The following is a 15,814-nucleotide window of genomic DNA, read 5'->3' as shown; positions in this document are numbered from 1 at the left end:
AAGACGGACTCTCTCCCACCAATTTTTGTTCCCCCCCCCCCCCCCCCCTCACCCCCCCCCCCCCCCCCCCCCCCCGCGATCGGCGGTGGTGCCAACGCTGCGGTTGCCCAGCACACCGCCAACCTTCGAGGACGGGAGCGGAACGTGACCGGTGCGGCTCACCCATCCGAGAATGCGGCGGCGGTTCCGGCCCGGACACCGAGAGTCTCGATCGTCGTGCCGGTGCACAACGAGGAGGATTCCATCGGCCCGTGTCTCGAAGCGGTCCTCCGGCAGACGACACCGGCCGACGAGATCATCGTGGTGGACAACGCCTCCACGGACGCCACCCGAGCCCGCCTGGCCGAGTACGCCGATCGGATCGTACTGCTGACCGAATCGCGGCTGGGCGTGCTGCCCGCCCGCGACCGGGGTCTGATGGCGGCCACCGGTGACGTCATCGGCCGGATCGACGCGGACACCCGGCTGCCGCCGTACTGGGTCGAAGAGGTCCGCCGGGTCTTCGCCGACGACACCGTCGCGGCGGCGACCGGGCCGGTGACCTACTACGACATTCGCCTGCCGGCGGCCCTCAACACGGTGGACCTGATGCTGCGCCGGGCCTGGGCGCTGCCGAGCCGGCATCGGCTCGACTGGCTCTTCGGCGCGAACATGGCGATCCGTGCCCGGGACTGGCACGCCGTCCGCGCCGACCTCTGCGACGACCGCCGCTACCACGAGGACCTCGACCTCGGTATCCACCTGCACCGGGCCGGCCATCGTGTGGTCTTCGGCGCCGGGCTCCGGGCAACCACCTCCGCGCGCCGCTTCCGTAACCGCCCGGGCGACTTCTGGGCGTACCTGACGATGATCGAAGCCTGCTACGCCAGCCACTCGCGGCGGGCCGGCAGCGCCCGCTACTGGCGGGCCTGGATCACCACCCGGCTGATCATGCTCTGCTACCCGTCGTTCCGGGCGCTGCACCGGACCCACCCGGCCTACGTCGCCGCCCCGCCCCGGAAGAACCCGATGGCCGCCGAGCTGCCCGGCGCTGCGAAGAGCCCAGGACCAGTACGTGGGTCTTAAGATCCACTGCTATGGTCCGCACCACACCTCCGCGTCCCCTGGACATCACCGCGCTCTTCCCCGAACTGCGGGAACATTCCACCACCGCTACCCGCCTGCATCCCCGGCCCGGCGCTCCGACCGTTGCGGACAGTTCGGTCGGCGGACCGCTGCTGTGGCCGGCCGACGAGATGTGGCCGGTCTGCGACGATGCCGGGGCGCACGAGCCGTACAACCTGACCACGCCGGCCGCTGTGCGACGCGGGCGGGAGATCCTCGCGAATGCGGAAGCCCGGGAGCCGCTGCCGGGCGGGGATTTCCTGACCGCGCAGGAGCGGGCCGAGCTCGATGCGGCCGACGCTCTGGACCTGGACGACCTGATCGAGGACCCGATGCCGTTGGTCCCGGTCGCGCAGCTGTACCGGCGGGATATCCCGGACTACGCCGGTCCGGACGGCACCGACCTGCTCCAGGTGCTGTGGTGCCCGGTGGACCACACGGACCGGCACTACAGCCCCCGCGTCTTCCTCTACTGGCGCGACAGTTCGACTGTCGGCCCGCTGCTCGAAGCGCCTCCCGAGCCGCTGGTGATCAGCGACATGTACCTGCCGGTTCCGTGCGTGGTGCACCCCGAGCAGGTTCGCGAGTACCAATACGCCGGCCTGCTCCCCGATGACCTGCGCGAGCGGCTCGCGGAGTGGGATAACGACGAAGACGAAGACAGCCGTCCCCACTACCAGACCGACCTGTCGCTGGCGCCGGGATGGAAGGTCGGCGGGTACGCGAACTGGTCGCTGACCGATCCGTACCCGATGGATTGTGCTGCCTGCGGCACCGCGATGACCTTGATTTTCACGGTGGACTCGGGCGACTGGAACGGTACGCATTGCAGCTGGCGCCCGTCCGAGGAGAACCCGACCGCGTCCCCGGACACCGTCGGCGTGCAGATCGGGCGTGGCTACTCGCTGTATATCTTCCGCTGCCCCGAATCATTCGATCATCCCTCGGCCACCGCTATGCAGTGACGCGGCCTCCCTCCATGCCTTGCCGGCCTCGAACGCACCCGACTCGGCATGACCGGACGTCCTCACACTTCGACGTACTACCGCTGACGGTCACCGATGGTGACGGGTGCCTCGAAGCCGGCAGCGCGCAATCGGCGGCATGTGCCCAAGCTCGAAGGGACCGAGCCCGCTACGGTTGGCCGGTGCAGCTACTTTCCGACGAGACGGTCCTGGCTGTCGGCAGGCTGACGTTGGCCGCGACCGAGTTGGAGTACGTTCTCGCAGGAATCGGGACCGGCCACGCGGATCGCGATTTTGCTGCGATCTTCACCGCTTCTGGCGAGCCGTTACGGGGAGCACGGAGCTCGGCTCGATGACGTCGGCGAGTTTCCCACTGGCCGTCGGCCGTCGAGTTCCATTGTGGGACCACGTCGGAGCAACGGCTCCGTCTCGCGGACCGGCGCGCAGTCTCCGTCACGCTGCATCCGGGCAACCTCGTGAAATCCTTCGGATCTGCCACCGGCCGGTCGTGCGGAACATGGTCTCGCTCAGACCATGGTGGGGTCCATGGGCGGTAGGGCCTGCAGACGGGCGGCGTCCCGGCCGGGCGGTGTGCCGAACAGGCGACGGTATTCCCGACTGAACTGGGTGGGGCTGTCGTAGCCGACCATACGGCCCACCGCCGCGACGTCGCGTGAGTCCGCGATCAGGCGGGTGCGCGCCTCCTGTAGCCGGATCTGCTTCTGGAACTGCAATGGGCTCATCGTCGTCACGGCGCGGAAGTGGCGGTAGAACGAAGTGACGCTCATCCCCGCGGTCTTCGCCAGTCCTTCGATGTGCAGTGGCTCGGCATACCCGGTACGGATGTGTCGGATGGCTCGGGCGATGCGGGAGAGGCGGCTGTCAGCGAGACCAATCTGGCGGATGGTGGCGCCCTGTGCGCCGTTGACCAGGCGCCAGAAGATCTCCCGCTTGATGGGCGTGGCCAGCACCGGGATGTCCTCCGGGCGGTCGAGTAGGCGGAGTAGCCGTACGACCGGGTCCAGCAGGTCGTCGGTGGCGTCGCTGACCGCGACGCCGGAGGCGTCGGTGCGTACGTCGGTCGGGGCCTCCAGCAACAGGGCCGCGATTGCGGCCGGGTCCAGGGCCAGCCCCATGCCGAGGAACGGCCGGTCCTGGCTGGCCCGCAGGATGTGGCCGGTGACGGGGAGGGCGAGGGAGATCACTGCATACTGCCCCGGGCCGTAGTCGAAGATCTCCTCGGCGAGGACCGTGCGCTTCGTGCCCTGGGCGACGATGGCGAAGGACGGCCGCGCCACCGCGGTCAGGGGCTCGGTCGGGGCGTGCGACTCCATCACCACCACTCCGGATAGCCGGGTCTCCCGGTAGCGGCCGGTGGCGTGTCGGGCGATGAGGGTCCGGAGTTCGTCGAGATGGCTCATATCAGCACTCACACTTGCATGAGTGGCAGGATTAGGCAAGACGGCGGAGGTATTCGCCTACCGGCTCCCACCGGCAGCGGGTGTAATGGAGAGGACAGGAAAAACCAGATCAGAAGGGCTAGCAGAGCATGTCTCTGGATTCGTACATCAGCCTCGGCCGGTCGGGCCTGCGGGTGAGCCCATTGACCCTAGGTGCCATGACGTTCGGCGAGGATCATGGCTGGGGTGCATCGGTTGAGGAGTCCGAGGCGATCCTCGCCGAGTACCTGGATCGCGGTGGCAACTTCATCGACACCGCGAACATCTACACCAACGGGCACTCGGAGAAGATCATCGGCGACTGGTTCGCCGGCCGCGCCGGACTGCGCGACCGGGTGGTCATCGGTACCAAATTCTTCGCCAACCTCTTCGAGGGCGACCCGAACGGCGGCGGCGCCGGACGAAAGTCGATCGTGGCCGCCCTGGAGAACTCGCTGCGCCGGCTGCGGATGGACTACATCGACATCTACTGGCTGCACAACTGGGACCGCACAGCGCCGATCGAGGAGACTCTGCGTACCCTCGACGACCTCGTCACGGCCGGAAAGATCCGCTACGTCGGCTTCTCCGACCTGCCTGCCTGGAAAGCCGCCGAGGCACAGATGACGACGCGGTTGCACGGCTGGGCGCCAGCGATCGGTTTGCAGGTCGAATACTCGCTGCTGGAGCGCACCAGCGAGGGTGAACTCATTCCGATGGCGCAGGAGCATGGTCTCGGCGTCATGCCGTGGAGCCCGCTGAAGAGCGGCTTCTTGTCGGGAAAGTACTCGCGCCGCCGCCCCGGCCCTATCGACACCCTGCGTAGCGGTCTGGTCGGCGGGCCGACTGAAGCACACTACGACGTCATCGACGTGCTGGAGGAGGTCGCTCAGGAGGTCGGCGTCACTCCTGCGGCAGCCGCACTCGCCTGGGTACGCCAGCGGCCGGGGGTCACCTCGACGCTGATCGGCGCGCGCCGGGTGGATCAGTTCCGGGCCAACCTCGCCTCGCTGGACGTACAGCTCAGCCCGGCGCAGATGGCCGCGTTGAACAAGGTGTCGGAGCCGACGCTCAACTTCCCGGCGGCGAACAACCAGTTGCTGGCACCGATGCTCGCCTTCGCCGGCGCGACCGTCGACGGCGTCCGCACCTCCGTCTCACCCCTGCTGGCGGCCAGCTCCACCCGGTACTGACAGCGGTTGACGGCGTCGGCCCGAAGGGCGGCTACGTCCACCGGCCGGTGGGTGACCCACGCCCACCGCGGCACGGTTGGTTGGCCCGTTGCAAGGCTCGCTGGTGCGCCGCCTCAGGCTCGCAGCGGCCCTGATCGGAAACGTTCGGGTACCCCGGAACCCGCTCTTCGCCAGCGAGCATCGTCGTGAGCGATAAGGGCCGCCCGCCCGCGCGGGCGGTCCTTATCGTCCCGATGGCTTACGCAGTCTGACTACGATCGGTCAGGGCAGAACCGAGGTACGCGCGCGGTGCGCAGCAGATCCGGAAGGCTGCTGGGCCCTCGCTCCTGACCCGGATGGCGCAGGGCTCGGCGCCTCCGTCGGTGAGCCAGTGGGATACACCCCTGTCAGCCCCGTTCAGAAGCGGTCGAGACGGCAGCCTGCCAGCAGCGGCTCGGCGGCGCCGTCGACCAGTTCCCGTGCGACCAGGCGGCCCACCGCCGGGGCGAGCGTGACAGCGGAGTGCAGCACCGCCACGTAGAGGCCGGGCACCTCGATGACAGGGCCGACAATCGGCTCGCCGTCGACCGGCATGGGGCGTACGCCGACCCTGGTGCTGAGCAGTTCGACGTTCGCGGTGCCGCGGAAGGTGGACCGGACGGCGGCGAGGGTCCGTTCGGGCGAGTCCGCGGCGGCGAGTAGCTGGTCCGCGGCGACCTGCCGGAGGTCGAAGTCCGGGGTGTTGACCACGGTGCGGACCAGGCCGGCCGGAGCGCGGAGCCGGAGGAGCGTCGCTGGCGACGGTTCGACCGGGACGCGTATGCCGAGCGGTGCGCCCAGCTCGGCCGTGGCCACCCCTGCCGCGAGCACCACGGTCGTACCGGAGAGGGGTCCTGCGGTCGTCTCGACCCCGGCGATCCGACCCGTGGGGTCCCGGCGGACCGCGGTGACCGGGGTGTCCGGATGGACCCGGGCGCCGTGGGCGCGGGCACCCGTGACCAGCCGCTCGGTCACGCCCACCGGGTCGACGGAGCCGTCACCGGGTGCCCAGACGGCCCACTCCGGGGGCTGCCGCAGGGTGGGCTCGATCGTCGCCACGGTGGCCGCGTCCACGATCTCCTGCCCGGGCCCCGCCTCCGGCACGGTGTCCGTCGCGCCCCAGGACAGGGAGCCGGACCAGTTCACCGGGAGTCCCGGGAGTTCGGCTTCGAGCCGGCGGTACTCCTGCGTCGCGGTCGCCCGCAGCGCGGCGGCCGGACCGGTGCGTACGCCGGACGCTCCGATCCAGGCGAACGAGTCCGCCGTCACGCCGCCGCCCGGCCGCCCGGCGTCGACGAGGGTCACGACGGCTCCGGCCCGGGCAGCGTGATACGCCACCGAGGCGCCGACGATGCCCGCGCCCACCACGATGACCGTCTCGTTCGATGTGGCACCACCGCCAAACTGAGCGAACCGGGAGTGAGACATGGCGACATCCGTTCCTGAGCAGCAGCAATCGACTCGATCCGAGGAGTTAGGGCAATACTGCTATGGAGATGGCGCATTGTGCTCACCGAGCGAATGTTGATCGGATCGCTGTCAACGGCACTTCCGAGCGTCCCGCCGCCAGGTACACATCTCGACATCGACAGTCCTGGATGCAGGCACGTCGGGACGCCGAACACCGAGCGTATCGGCTCGTCGTCTGCCTGCACGAACGGCGACAGGTCGACGGTCGTGGCCGGCTGACGACCGGGGTCGACGCCTCGGGCATCGACACGAGATAATGCCTCGTAACCCGGTCGGCGGTGTTGTTACGGTGCCTGGATGCCGCCTCAGCGCACCCTCCTGCCGCGCCCGACACCGGCTGCCTCGGGCCTGTCGTCCCGCGCGGTTGTCGCGCTCGGTCGAGGTCGGCCACGGCGCATGGCGGGAAAGCGCACCGCTCGGCCGCCCTGTCCCTCTGCGTCCTCACCACCCCGCACCGGGTGCGGCTGGTGGTCGACGCCGACGCGGGGACAGCGGTCGCGAGATGGAACACCGTACCCCTGAACAGCCCCAGTCTGGCATTGCACCCGCTGTCACCGCTGATGATCCGGCCGGACGTCGCATAGCCGACGCTGGCCGGGTTCGCCGGTGTCGGGATCGCGCACCGCGCCACAGGAGCACCGACCGACGGTGCGGCCACCGCGCGCTCGCCGGTCGTCGGACCGGACGACCACGCGGTGGCCACCGTATCTGCCGGCGGGCCGGTCGGCTAGAGCCAGGGGCCGTAGTGGGTACCGCTGCTGGTGACCGCGACCGCCCGGCTGTAGTAGGCGGACGAGTACATCCGCGACCAGCCGCTGTTGCCGCGCCAGGTCACGTACTGGCGGACGTTGCCCGCGGTCAGCCTGGTCTCCAGATGGGCGCCGAAGGACGCCACGTTGCCCGAGACGTACGTGGCGCGTACCCACACCGCCCGGCACGTCGGCGAATACCGGTGCTCGACCCGGTACCCCATGTATGTCCACTCGTCGAAGTTGGCGGCACCGGCCGAACAGCCGGTCGCCTGCGGGTCCTGGTAGTTGCAGGAGTTGCCGGAGCAGGTGACCAGAGTGCCCACCGCTGCACCCTGTGACGGCGTCGCCGAGGCGGGACCGGCGCTCAGCACACCGGCGACCAGGACGAACGCGAGGATCAGCAGCCGTAGGCCGCTCTTCGGCAGCGTCGTCGAGCGGCTCGCCGCCTGGGTTTGCATGCGCATCTCTTCGTACCTCTCTGGAAGTGTCGTCGCGAATGCGATTCATCCGCGGACCGGACGGTGGCGGCTGTCCCGCCGCCGGCTCGTGTCCGCTTCCAGGCTCGCCCCACCTCGCCCCTTGGGGCGACGCCTTTCGACGGAGCCGCAAAGCCCACGGTCGACGGCGGTCCCGTCGCTCACGAGCGGTCCCGTCGCTCCCGAGTGGTCCTGTCGTGGCCGTCGTGACCGAGCGGGGCCTCTCGTGGCCGTCGCGAGTGAGCGGTCCGGTCACGAGCGAGCGGTCCGTGGCACGGGTGGCCGGTCCGTCGCGGGTGGTCGGCAGACCCGAGCCACGCCCACGAGGCCGAGGCGTCGTATCCCCGACCGAAGACGGCGGTCGATCGGCTTGCGGAGGATCGTCGGCCCGGACCAGGCTGATGAGCGACGGTCAGGGGGAGGCCCGAGATGATCCGGATACATTTCACCGATCGCGACCTGGTCCGTCTCCGGCTGGCGGGCGGTCCGGACCCGATGTGGGAGACGCTGCTCAGCCTGCACCTGTTGCAGGCCCGGACCGGCGGGCCGATCTTTCAGCGGTGGCGGAACACGGTACGGCGACGGCTGTCCCCGACCCTGCGACCGCTGCTCGAACTGGCCCCGCCGTACGGGTACTCGCCGGACTTTCTCACCCCGACGGCCGGTGCCGACGGGCTGGACGCCGGCATCGAGGCGCTGCTCGCCACCCCTCGGCAGCGGCTCCGCAGCGACCTGCGCCAACTCGCCGCGTACCGCCCGCTGTCGAGTTGGACCCGGTCGCTGGCCGACGGTGAGCGCGAGAGCCTGCGCCTGCTCGCCACGACGGTACGCGACTACCACCGCGTCGCGGTGGCCCCGTACGCGAGCCGGATCCAGGCCGCGACCGACGCCGAGCGGCTCGCCCGGACCCGGGTGCTGGCCACGACCGGCATCGAGGGAATGATCCGTTCGCTCCATCCCGACCTGCGGTGGCGGCCACCCGTGCTGGAGGTGCACGGTTTCCGGGTCACCCGGGACGTCCACCTCGACGGGCGGGGACTGAGCCTGATCCCGTCGTTCTTCTGCTGGGAGCAACCGACCCTGCTGCGCGAACCCGACCTGCCACCCGTGCTGGTGTATCCGGTGGCGGATCGGCTCGGTCCGTTGGGGGCAACGGCGACTGGGCCGGCCTGTTCACCCGACGCGCCGCTGGTCGCCCTGCTCGGGCCGACCAGGGCGGCCGTGCTGGAGGCGGTCGACGCGGGCTGCACCACCACCGAACTGGCGCAACGGGTCGGGGTGTCGATCGCCTCGGCCAGTCGGCACGCGAGCGTACTGCGCAACGCGGGCCTGATCAGCACCCGGCGCCTCGGCGGTTCGGTACTGCACAGTCTGCGTCCGCTCGGCGCGGAGATCCTCGGCACCGCGCGCACCGATGCCACGCTGGACGGCCTTTCCCACCTAGTCTCGTCCCCTGAGCGATGACGATCGCGAGGTCCTGGTCGACGACGATTCGGAAACCGGCTTGGATACGGCCCCTGAAGCTGAACACTCGGCTGAGCCGGAGACGATCGATCCCACGCGGATCGAGCGCCTTGGCAGCAAGGCCAAGGAGGGGTTTGCGACACAGCGCCCGGAGTCGCGGACCGGCAGTGACCACTCAGAAGGGGCAGGTCAACGCCCAGCAGATCAGAGCGGCGCTGAACATACTCACCGCACTGATGATCCACCTCGGCGGCGACCTGCACGACACCACGACCGGCGACATGCTGGACTTCCAGCAGCAGGCCGTGAAACGCGCGCGGGAACGTTGCGCCAGCGGCGCGCATGCCGCGGGGCAGATGCTCGTCGATTTCGACATCCTTCCGCAAAAGACGTCACTGCGCGCGGCTCTGCGGACCGGGCAGTGGACGACAGCGCAGCTGGTGAATCGCCACCACCTCAGGAACACGCGTATCCGTGACCTGGTGGTGCTCGGCGTCGGCGGGGCGCGGGTGGCGACTGGTGCGATCACGGTCGGCGACCTGTTGATCCGATACCTCGACGAACGACGCCCAGCGCTGGGCTACAGCACGTTCCGAGGCTTGGTGAGCAGGCTCGTCGGGCAGATCTGGGCGGACATCGAACGCCGCCACGACGGCATCGAGACCACTAATCTGCCGCACGAGGTTGCCCAGGCGTGGAAGGACCGGGTTCCGACACTGCACGCCGCGCAACCCTAGGGGTTCTCAAGCCACGGTTCTCCGTGGTACGCCGGCGATCGTCCGGGGCGGTAGCCTCGTCTACCGGATCAAGCGCGAAACCACGGAGATCGCCGGCGTCCTCGCCCACGGACCGGAGGCCAAGTACGTCGCCGACGAGCCCCTGAGCTTGATCCGGAGCTGGGCCGGCGCCTGATGTCCTGGCGCGCGGTCAGCTAACGCGAGCGGCGACCAAGATCCCCGGCAGAGTCAAGTTAGGGCAGCACGAGGACCACCTTGCCCTTCGCCCGGCGCGTCTCGACGCGGGCGAGGGCTTCGTCCGCCTGGGTGAAGTCGTAGGTGCTGTCGATCTTCACGCGCAGTGCGCCGTCGTCGATCAGCGAGCCAAGCTCGCGCAGGTCGTCGCCGCTCGGGCGCATGGAGAGGAACCGGTACGTGTAGCCGCCCCTGCGGGCATGGCGTCGCGGGCCGAGGGTGGCGAGCCGGAGAGCCGTCTCGAACAGCACGGCCCGCCACACGGCCATGGTGTAGTCGTGGCGGACGGATCCCGGTGTGGGTGTCGCCGAGACGGTGACCAGGCGACCACCGGGTGCGACGGCACTGGAGAGTGCGGCGGCCGGTGCCCCGCCGACCAGGTCGAAGACCTTGTCGAAAACCCGGGAACCGGTGTCGATCGCCTGCGTGCGATAGTCGATGACCTCGTCGGCGCCCAACCCACGCAGCAGTGACTCGCTGCTGAACGAGGCTGTCGCCACCACGTGCCCGCCGGCGCGCGCGGCGAGTTGGATGGCGAACATGCCGACCATGCTGGAGCCGCCGGTGATCAGCAGGCGGTCCTTCGGTCGGACGTCCAGCACGTCGCGGATCGCCTGCAGGGCGGTCGTGCCGGCGAGCGGGACCGCCGCGGCAGTGACGAAGTCGAGGCTGCGAGGCATGGGTGCCACCAGCCTCTCCTCGATGGCGACCCGCTCCGCGAGCGCTCCGAGTCGTGCCTTGTCCGTACGGGCGAAGACGGCGTCGCCGACGGACAGGGAGGTCACTTCCGCGCCGACCGCCGACACCACACCGGAGAACTCATTGCCCGGCACGACGGGAAACCGCGTCGGATTGGCGAACCGGAACGTGCCGGACCGCTGCAGGATGTCGATGGGGTTCAGGCCGATCGCGCGGACGTCCACAACCACCTCGTGCGGGCCCGGGACCGGCTCGTCGCGGGCTCCGAGGCGGAGCACCTCCGGCCCGCCGAAGCCGGTGAATTCATAGGCGCGCATATCAACTCCGGGAAGAAGGAATAATTGAGCAGTGCCCAACGCTCGGAGCCCGCAGTCGCGTCGCGGATTGGCTCTAGCCGCGACGCGGGATGCCGGGCAGCCACTGCCGCAGGAGCGCGCCGACGTCGGCTCGGTTCATCGGCGTTCCGAGATCGCCCGTGCCGGGCACGTTCCGCATGCCGTCGATCACGATCTGCAAGTAGCGTGTCCAGGCCCCGGGGCTCACCTCGCGACTGTGCAGGGCGACCTCGCTGATCATCGTCAGGAGCAGGGGTACGTCCTCTGCGGTGACGTCGCGCCGCAATGATCCCTCGGCATGGGCGCGGTCGACCAGTCGCCCGATGACCGGCATGATCCGGTCGCGGATCCGGGCGAGGTAGCGCGCGTCGAAGTCGGCGCCGAGCTCGATATCGCGTACACCCTGGTCGGCGGCGTGCAACTCGGCGGCGCGTCGCAGGAAGCAGACGAACCCGTCCCAGCCGGTCGGCGCGTCCAGTGCCGCCTCGATCGCCGTGGCGTGCTGCTCCAGGCGCTCCTCGAGGGCGGCTTCCAGCAGCAGCTCCTTGGCCGGGAAGCGGCGGTGGACGGTGCCGACGCCGAGGCCGGCCTGCTGTGCCACGTCGTCGTAGGTCGCGGACAGCCCGCGCGCCGCGAACACGTCACGAGCGGCCTCGATGATGCGCTGTCGATTGACCTGCGCGTCACGCCGCAGCGGTCGATCGGACACGGCGGGGTCGGTGCTGTCCACTGAGACAGCGTAGCAACTGGAACGATATATTCCAGTTATGTGATCCCGGCGACAGAACGGGGCCCGGACACCGCACCGGAAGCACCGCGCAGAGCCGGCCCGAACACGAAGTGAACTCGTCGCCGGTGGTGCACGCTCGCTGCCGTGATGGGCGCGGTACCGGACGATCAGTTGCCGACTGCGGTGCCATGGCGAGTTGCGCGCCCGCCGAACGTCGCAGGGCTGCTCCGCCTGCTTGACCCACGCGCAAGGGCGCCAGAAACCACGACGACGACCCCGGTCTGTGGAACGCACAGTAGCGCCGACATGTCCACAGCTTGCCGAACATGACCGGATGCCCCGGTTCTCGGCACGACCGGACGTCCTTTCATCTGGCCGTACTAGCACCGAGAACTACCGAGGGTGACGGACACTCCGGCGCGGGCGCGCACGCTCGCGGCAGATCGGGCGGCAGTCGAGCATGTCGTCGACCACCGCCCGCTCACCGACACCGTGATACAGACCCTGAACCCTCGACTCACCGTCGCCGACCTGCGGAAGGACATCGCGGCGATCGGTTACCCGACCGCCGCGACGTAGCGGCAGGCTCGGCAAGCCATTGGCCGAGCGACAGCGTACGTACGTCATGACCAGGGACAGCTGTTGGCGGCCGAAGCGGACGTCACTCGGCGGGCGTTGTCGCTGGGATCGCTTGATCGGCCAGCCGCCGCAGCCTTTTGACCTCATCGATCAACTCACGGTCGGACGGCACTGCGAGAATCGTGAGGCCATCGGGACCGGGTTCCCGCTGCGCCAGCCGAAGCGCCACAGTTAGCCAAGCGCGGAGATCGGCGAGCTCGCGAGCTGGGTCTGTCACGCCTTGATCCTGCCACGAACGATCGGTGTCTCCTGTGCACCCGGACGGCGGCATGTAAGTAAGGGGGTCTCGTTGGATTGAACACTAATTTTGAAGCTCAGGGTTCGCGGATTTACGTGTTGGACCCGGGTGTCGTTCGGCTCGGTCGCCGCAACTACAACCTCCCGGATTTTCGGCAGTGAAGGAACCAGGGGTGGAGCCTCCCAATTCCAGTTTTGATATTCGTCGAGGCGAATCAGGTCGACCAGAATTCCGTCCCCATCACGAGTCAGCACCATGCCTTGGTCGAGGCGGTACAGTGGATCGAGCTCTCCTCGAACCGCCTCGATTACGAGGTTCGCGCTACGGGAAAGCTCGCATGTCAAATACCATACCGCCGTGGCGTTTACGTTTGTCTCGCGAAGGAGCCTTTCGTATTCGACAGCGTCCCACTTGCCGAGATTCACAGCGGTGCGTGTCGTGGGAACCGGTACCTTCGTTGAATTTCGATGCCTCACAGCACCATCACGGCTCGACGGCTGAGCGCAGCCAACTGCCGTCAGCCTGCCGCCAGGCGTGCCAGCCCGACGGCAGATCCAAAAACTGTGTGACCTCGTGATGAGCCACGAGGTGGGCGAGGTGCGCGGTTGTCACCTCCGGCTGCTCGGTCGGGTCGCCGTCGAGGAACTGCCAACTGCCATCATGATCGTGAATAACACCGTTGACCGGTCGTCCGCCGTCCACGATGCGCTTGAGTGTGGGTAACGGCCTGCCTTGTCCGGCCAGAGCAGCTGCACGACCGGGAATGGGGGTCGCTGGTAGAAGTCGATGGCCGCGCCGAACAGTCGTTCATGCCAACTGCTATGAACCGGAGCAAGCGCGAGTTCGTGCCCTTCGATTACACCGCCCAGCCGACGCTCCGGGGACAGCGGTTGTCCGTCACGGATTAAGCCGCCGACCGTGTTGACGATCGTCATGGCCCGCTGCTGTGGGATGCCAAGCAGGCACACTTCGACGCTGCCGTAACTGTGCCAGAGGCCGATCGAGTAGGCCCAGTCGCCCGTGGTCACTCCGAGGACACCGGTGACGCCCCAACCGTACTCACGCACCAGCCCGGCGTTGCGTCGCTCGCGCTCCGGCCAGGCATGTTCGGCCGGCTGCAACCCACGCTGCGGCGTGACGTCGCTTTCACAGAGCAGGCAGTGACACCCACGGTCAGGCGCGTCGGGCATCCGCAGATCGTACAGAGGTCGCATCCACGCCATGCGGACGATCAGTCCTTCCAACCACCGTGGCCCGCCGGGCCGGACCGGTCATCGAAACAAACCGCTGAAACCTCGTCGTCCATGCCATCCACGTCTCGACAAAAGCGGACACGTTTAGGGCACCTATGCGATGCCGTGCTCGTTGAACAGTGCCCATAGGCGGGGGTGTCGCAGGGCCACCGCTTCGGTGTTAAGTCGGGCCCAGTCGAGGTCGTCAGGATTGGGATCCATGCGTAGCGTTACGCCGCGCTCCTCGGCCACGACATCGCGGACGTCTCCGTCGATGTCCGCTCGCTGGTCGCCGACCTCGCGGGCCACGTATTCCAGGGACTCCCACGCGGGGTAGTCGTCGTCCCCCCAGGGACGTGGAAGCAACGCCAGGCGCTGTACGGCCGGAACCGTGGCGAGGCTGTCGGGGTCGGCGACCGCTCGCTCGTACGCTGTGCGGCCGAGCCCGACAAGCCACATCTGGAAGTAGTGAAATCCGTCGGTGCTGCAGCCGCCCTCCATGAGGATGTCCGCGGCTCGCCAAAGGCGGTATGTGTTGGCCGGTTCCCGGGTCGCGGACAGGTGCTGGACGAAGTCGAGCAGGTGGGAGCGGGAGATCCGGCTGAGCCGGTGAGCTAGGAATTTCTCGCGGTCGCCGGGCTTGGGTCCGGCTTGGTGAGAGAGCTCGATGAAGGTCCAGAAATCGTCTACGTCCACAGCGGCAGCGTAGGCATCCGCTCCTCGGCATCTTCGCAACGGATCCGCTCGCCGCCTCCGTGGTGATGTTCCGGAGGCGATGTAGGCGGCGAGAATGCGGTATCGACAGAGCCCCGGATCAGCCCGGCGGTGGTACGGGCATGTACCGCGACCGGCGGGTGAGCGGGATACCGTCCGGCCATGACGCCACGACCGAGCGGTGACCCCGGCATCGGGGAGCGCATCCGGGCGCGCCGCCTGCTTCGCGGTTGGAGCATCCGGTACGCCGCCAGCCGCGCCGGGATCTCGCACGCCACCTGGAGCCGGATCGAGAGGGGCAGGCAGGCTGCCGACAACCGGTTCACGCTGGCCGAGATCGCGGCGGCGTTGGATTGCGCGCCGGCCGAGCTGACCGGGGTGCCGGTGCCGGCGGCCGATCGAGACGTGGTGGCCGCGCACGCGGACGTGCACGCCATCCGGCAGGCCCTGGTCGACATCGACCTGTCCGAACCGGGGGCCCGGTCTTCGTCCCCGGTCACCGAGCTGGCGCGTACGGTCACCTTGGTCGACACGCTGCGGCAGGCGTGTGACTATGCCGGCGCCGCCCGCCTCATGCCGAAACTGCTCCGTGACCTACACACGCAGATCGCCGGTCCGGACCGCGCGGTCGCGGTGCGGTTGCTCTGCGACGTCACGTTCATGGCCTCGTCGGTGCTGCGCAACCTCGGCCGCCCGGCGGACGCGTGGCTGGGCGCCGAGCGCTGCCGGGACGCGGCCGAGGCCGGCGACGACCCGGTGCTACGGGCGTATTCCGCCTACGCGCGTGCCTGCGCGGCCGCCGGCTGCGGCTCCTACCAGCGGGGACTCACCCTGGCCGAGCGCGCGGTCGACGAACTGCGCGGACACCTGAACCAGGCGGGCGGCTCCGAGGTGTTCGGCTCACTACTGCTGGTCTGCGGGATGGCCAGCCGTGGCTGCGGACGCCCGGACGAGAGCCGGGCCTGGCTGGCCGAGGCCGCCGGGCTGGCCGGACGCACCGGCGAGACCTCCACGAAGGGCCTGTACTTCGGTCCGACCAACGTCGCCATCTGGCGGATCGGCATCGAGGCGGACGGCGGCGACCCGGGCTGGGCCGTGGAGATCGCCCGCGCCACGGACCCGGCGGTGATCCCGGCCGGTTTCCGGCAGGTGTTCTACTACGCCGACACCGCGCGGGCCCTGACCCGGCTGCGTGGTCGGGACCGCGCGGCGATCCGCGCCCTGCTCACCGCCGAACGGCTGGCGCCCCAGCACGTACACACCTCGGCCCTGGCCCGCGAGACCACCCGCGCCCTGCTTGACCGCTCGAACCGGCATGCCGGTGGCACGGAACTCCGAGGCCTGGCCGAGCGCCTCCAGGTCACGGCCTGAGGCG

Annotated in this window: 15 protein-coding genes; 7 read left to right on the top strand and 8 right to left on the bottom strand. The window is 69.1% G+C overall.

Translation table 11 applies throughout. The features are described from left to right. The first annotated feature begins 144 nt into the window (after nucleotides 1-144). Nucleotides 145-1,065 carry a glycosyltransferase family 2 protein gene (locus tag ACZ6QQ_RS12930; protein ID WP_465876158.1) on the top strand — a complete coding sequence of 307 codons (921 nt, stop codon included), beginning with the start codon at nucleotides 145-147 and terminating at the stop codon, nucleotides 1,063-1,065. 11 nt (nucleotides 1,066-1,076) lie between these two features. After that, nucleotides 1,077-2,069, top strand: coding sequence for a hypothetical protein (locus tag ACZ6QQ_RS12925; RefSeq protein WP_465876157.1), 993 nt, complete (start codon nucleotides 1,077-1,079; stop codon nucleotides 2,067-2,069). A gap of 527 nt (nucleotides 2,070-2,596) precedes the next feature. On the opposite strand, the gene ACZ6QQ_RS12920 is transcribed toward ACZ6QQ_RS12925, so the two are convergent. Next, nucleotides 2,597-3,490 carry an AraC family transcriptional regulator gene (locus ACZ6QQ_RS12920; RefSeq protein WP_465876156.1) on the bottom strand — a complete coding sequence of 298 codons (894 nt, stop codon included), beginning with the start codon at nucleotides 3,488-3,490 and terminating at the stop codon, nucleotides 2,597-2,599. 128 nt (nucleotides 3,491-3,618) lie between these two features. On the opposite strand from ACZ6QQ_RS12920, the gene ACZ6QQ_RS12915 reads away from it, so the two are divergent. Continuing rightward, the gene (locus ACZ6QQ_RS12915) at nucleotides 3,619-4,701 is read left to right on the top strand and encodes an aldo/keto reductase (protein WP_465876155.1); all 1,083 of its coding nucleotides are present in this window, start codon (nucleotides 3,619-3,621) and stop codon (nucleotides 4,699-4,701) included. A gap of 396 nt (nucleotides 4,702-5,097) precedes the next feature. Here ACZ6QQ_RS12915 and ACZ6QQ_RS12910 read toward each other — a convergent pair whose 3' ends face one another. Continuing rightward, entirely contained in the window at nucleotides 5,098-6,147 is a 1,050-nt protein-coding gene (locus ACZ6QQ_RS12910) for an NAD(P)/FAD-dependent oxidoreductase (protein WP_465876154.1), read from the bottom strand. Between the two features lie 769 nt (nucleotides 6,148-6,916). Then, nucleotides 6,917-7,405, bottom strand: a complete 489-nt coding sequence (locus tag ACZ6QQ_RS12905) for a DUF2690 domain-containing protein (RefSeq protein ID WP_465876153.1) — start codon at nucleotides 7,403-7,405, stop codon at nucleotides 6,917-6,919. Between the two features lie 441 nt (nucleotides 7,406-7,846). Here ACZ6QQ_RS12905 and ACZ6QQ_RS12900 point away from each other — a divergent pair, with 441 nt between their 5' ends. Together ACZ6QQ_RS12900 and ACZ6QQ_RS12895 are read left to right on the top strand one after the other, a co-directional pair. Then, nucleotides 7,847-8,881 carry an ArsR/SmtB family transcription factor gene (locus ACZ6QQ_RS12900; protein ID WP_465876152.1) on the top strand — a complete coding sequence of 345 codons (1,035 nt, stop codon included), beginning with the start codon at nucleotides 7,847-7,849 and terminating at the stop codon, nucleotides 8,879-8,881. Between the two features lie 167 nt (nucleotides 8,882-9,048). After that, nucleotides 9,049-9,618 (top strand): hypothetical protein, encoded by a 570-nt coding sequence (locus ACZ6QQ_RS12895; protein WP_465876151.1) that lies wholly within the window; start codon nucleotides 9,049-9,051, stop codon nucleotides 9,616-9,618. A gap of 233 nt (nucleotides 9,619-9,851) precedes the next feature. On the opposite strand, the gene ACZ6QQ_RS12890 is transcribed toward ACZ6QQ_RS12895, so the two are convergent. Continuing rightward, nucleotides 9,852-10,868: an NADP-dependent oxidoreductase gene (locus ACZ6QQ_RS12890; protein ID WP_465876150.1), complete on the bottom strand. Its 1,017-nt coding sequence runs from the start codon at nucleotides 10,866-10,868 to the stop codon at nucleotides 9,852-9,854. Nucleotides 10,869-10,941: 73 nt separating this feature from the next. Continuing rightward, a complete protein-coding gene (locus tag ACZ6QQ_RS12885; RefSeq protein ID WP_465876149.1) occupies nucleotides 10,942-11,616 on the bottom strand; it encodes a TetR/AcrR family transcriptional regulator in 675 nt (224 codons plus the stop codon). A 402-nt stretch (nucleotides 11,617-12,018) separates the two neighbouring features. Between ACZ6QQ_RS12885 and ACZ6QQ_RS12880 the strand changes: the two genes are divergently transcribed. Next, nucleotides 12,019-12,195 (top strand): hypothetical protein, encoded by a 177-nt coding sequence (locus tag ACZ6QQ_RS12880; RefSeq protein ID WP_465876148.1) that lies wholly within the window; start codon nucleotides 12,019-12,021, stop codon nucleotides 12,193-12,195. 273 nt (nucleotides 12,196-12,468) lie between these two features. On the opposite strand, the gene ACZ6QQ_RS12875 is transcribed toward ACZ6QQ_RS12880, so the two are convergent. The 3 genes from ACZ6QQ_RS12875 to ACZ6QQ_RS12865 all read right to left on the bottom strand — a co-directional run bounded on the left by ACZ6QQ_RS12875 (nucleotide 12,469) and on the right by ACZ6QQ_RS12865 (nucleotide 14,421). Then, nucleotides 12,469-12,918 (bottom strand): hypothetical protein, encoded by a 450-nt coding sequence (locus ACZ6QQ_RS12875; RefSeq protein ID WP_465876147.1) that lies wholly within the window; start codon nucleotides 12,916-12,918, stop codon nucleotides 12,469-12,471. A gap of 183 nt (nucleotides 12,919-13,101) precedes the next feature. After that, nucleotides 13,102-13,683, bottom strand: a complete 582-nt coding sequence (locus tag ACZ6QQ_RS12870) for a DUF4262 domain-containing protein (protein WP_465876146.1) — start codon at nucleotides 13,681-13,683, stop codon at nucleotides 13,102-13,104. A gap of 156 nt (nucleotides 13,684-13,839) precedes the next feature. Further along, nucleotides 13,840-14,421: a DUF4240 domain-containing protein gene (locus tag ACZ6QQ_RS12865; RefSeq protein ID WP_465876145.1), complete on the bottom strand. Its 582-nt coding sequence runs from the start codon at nucleotides 14,419-14,421 to the stop codon at nucleotides 13,840-13,842. A gap of 180 nt (nucleotides 14,422-14,601) precedes the next feature. On the opposite strand from ACZ6QQ_RS12865, the gene ACZ6QQ_RS12860 reads away from it, so the two are divergent. Continuing rightward, nucleotides 14,602-15,810, top strand: a complete 1,209-nt coding sequence (locus ACZ6QQ_RS12860) for a helix-turn-helix domain-containing protein (RefSeq protein WP_465876144.1) — start codon at nucleotides 14,602-14,604, stop codon at nucleotides 15,808-15,810. The last annotated feature ends 4 nt before the right edge of the window (nucleotides 15,811-15,814 follow it).

This window comes from Micromonospora sp. NPDC049529 (assembly GCF_055586685.1).
The sequence above is the reverse complement of the archived record's forward strand: the minus strand, read 5'-3'. Positions and strand labels throughout refer to the sequence as shown.

Excerpts from the sequence above, each read along its gene's own strand:
- ACZ6QQ_RS12925 (WP_465876157.1), top strand. The coding sequence starts at position 1,077 with ATGGTCCGCACCACACCTCCGCGTCCCCTGGACATCACCGCGCTCTTC.
- ACZ6QQ_RS12920 (WP_465876156.1), bottom strand. The coding sequence starts at position 3,490 with ATGAGCCATCTCGACGAACTCCGGACCCTCATCGCCCGACACGCCACC.
- ACZ6QQ_RS12915 (WP_465876155.1), top strand. The coding sequence starts at position 3,619 with ATGTCTCTGGATTCGTACATCAGCCTCGGCCGGTCGGGCCTGCGGGTG.
- ACZ6QQ_RS12910 (WP_465876154.1), bottom strand. The coding sequence starts at position 6,147 with ATGTCTCACTCCCGGTTCGCTCAGTTTGGCGGTGGTGCCACATCGAAC.
- ACZ6QQ_RS12905 (WP_465876153.1), bottom strand. The coding sequence starts at position 7,405 with ATGCGCATGCAAACCCAGGCGGCGAGCCGCTCGACGACGCTGCCGAAG.
- ACZ6QQ_RS12900 (WP_465876152.1), top strand. The coding sequence starts at position 7,847 with ATGATCCGGATACATTTCACCGATCGCGACCTGGTCCGTCTCCGGCTG.
- ACZ6QQ_RS12890 (WP_465876150.1), bottom strand. The coding sequence starts at position 10,868 with ATGCGCGCCTATGAATTCACCGGCTTCGGCGGGCCGGAGGTGCTCCGC.
- ACZ6QQ_RS12870 (WP_465876146.1), bottom strand. The coding sequence starts at position 13,683 with ATGCCCGACGCGCCTGACCGTGGGTGTCACTGCCTGCTCTGTGAAAGC.
- ACZ6QQ_RS12860 (WP_465876144.1), top strand. The coding sequence starts at position 14,602 with ATGACGCCACGACCGAGCGGTGACCCCGGCATCGGGGAGCGCATCCGG.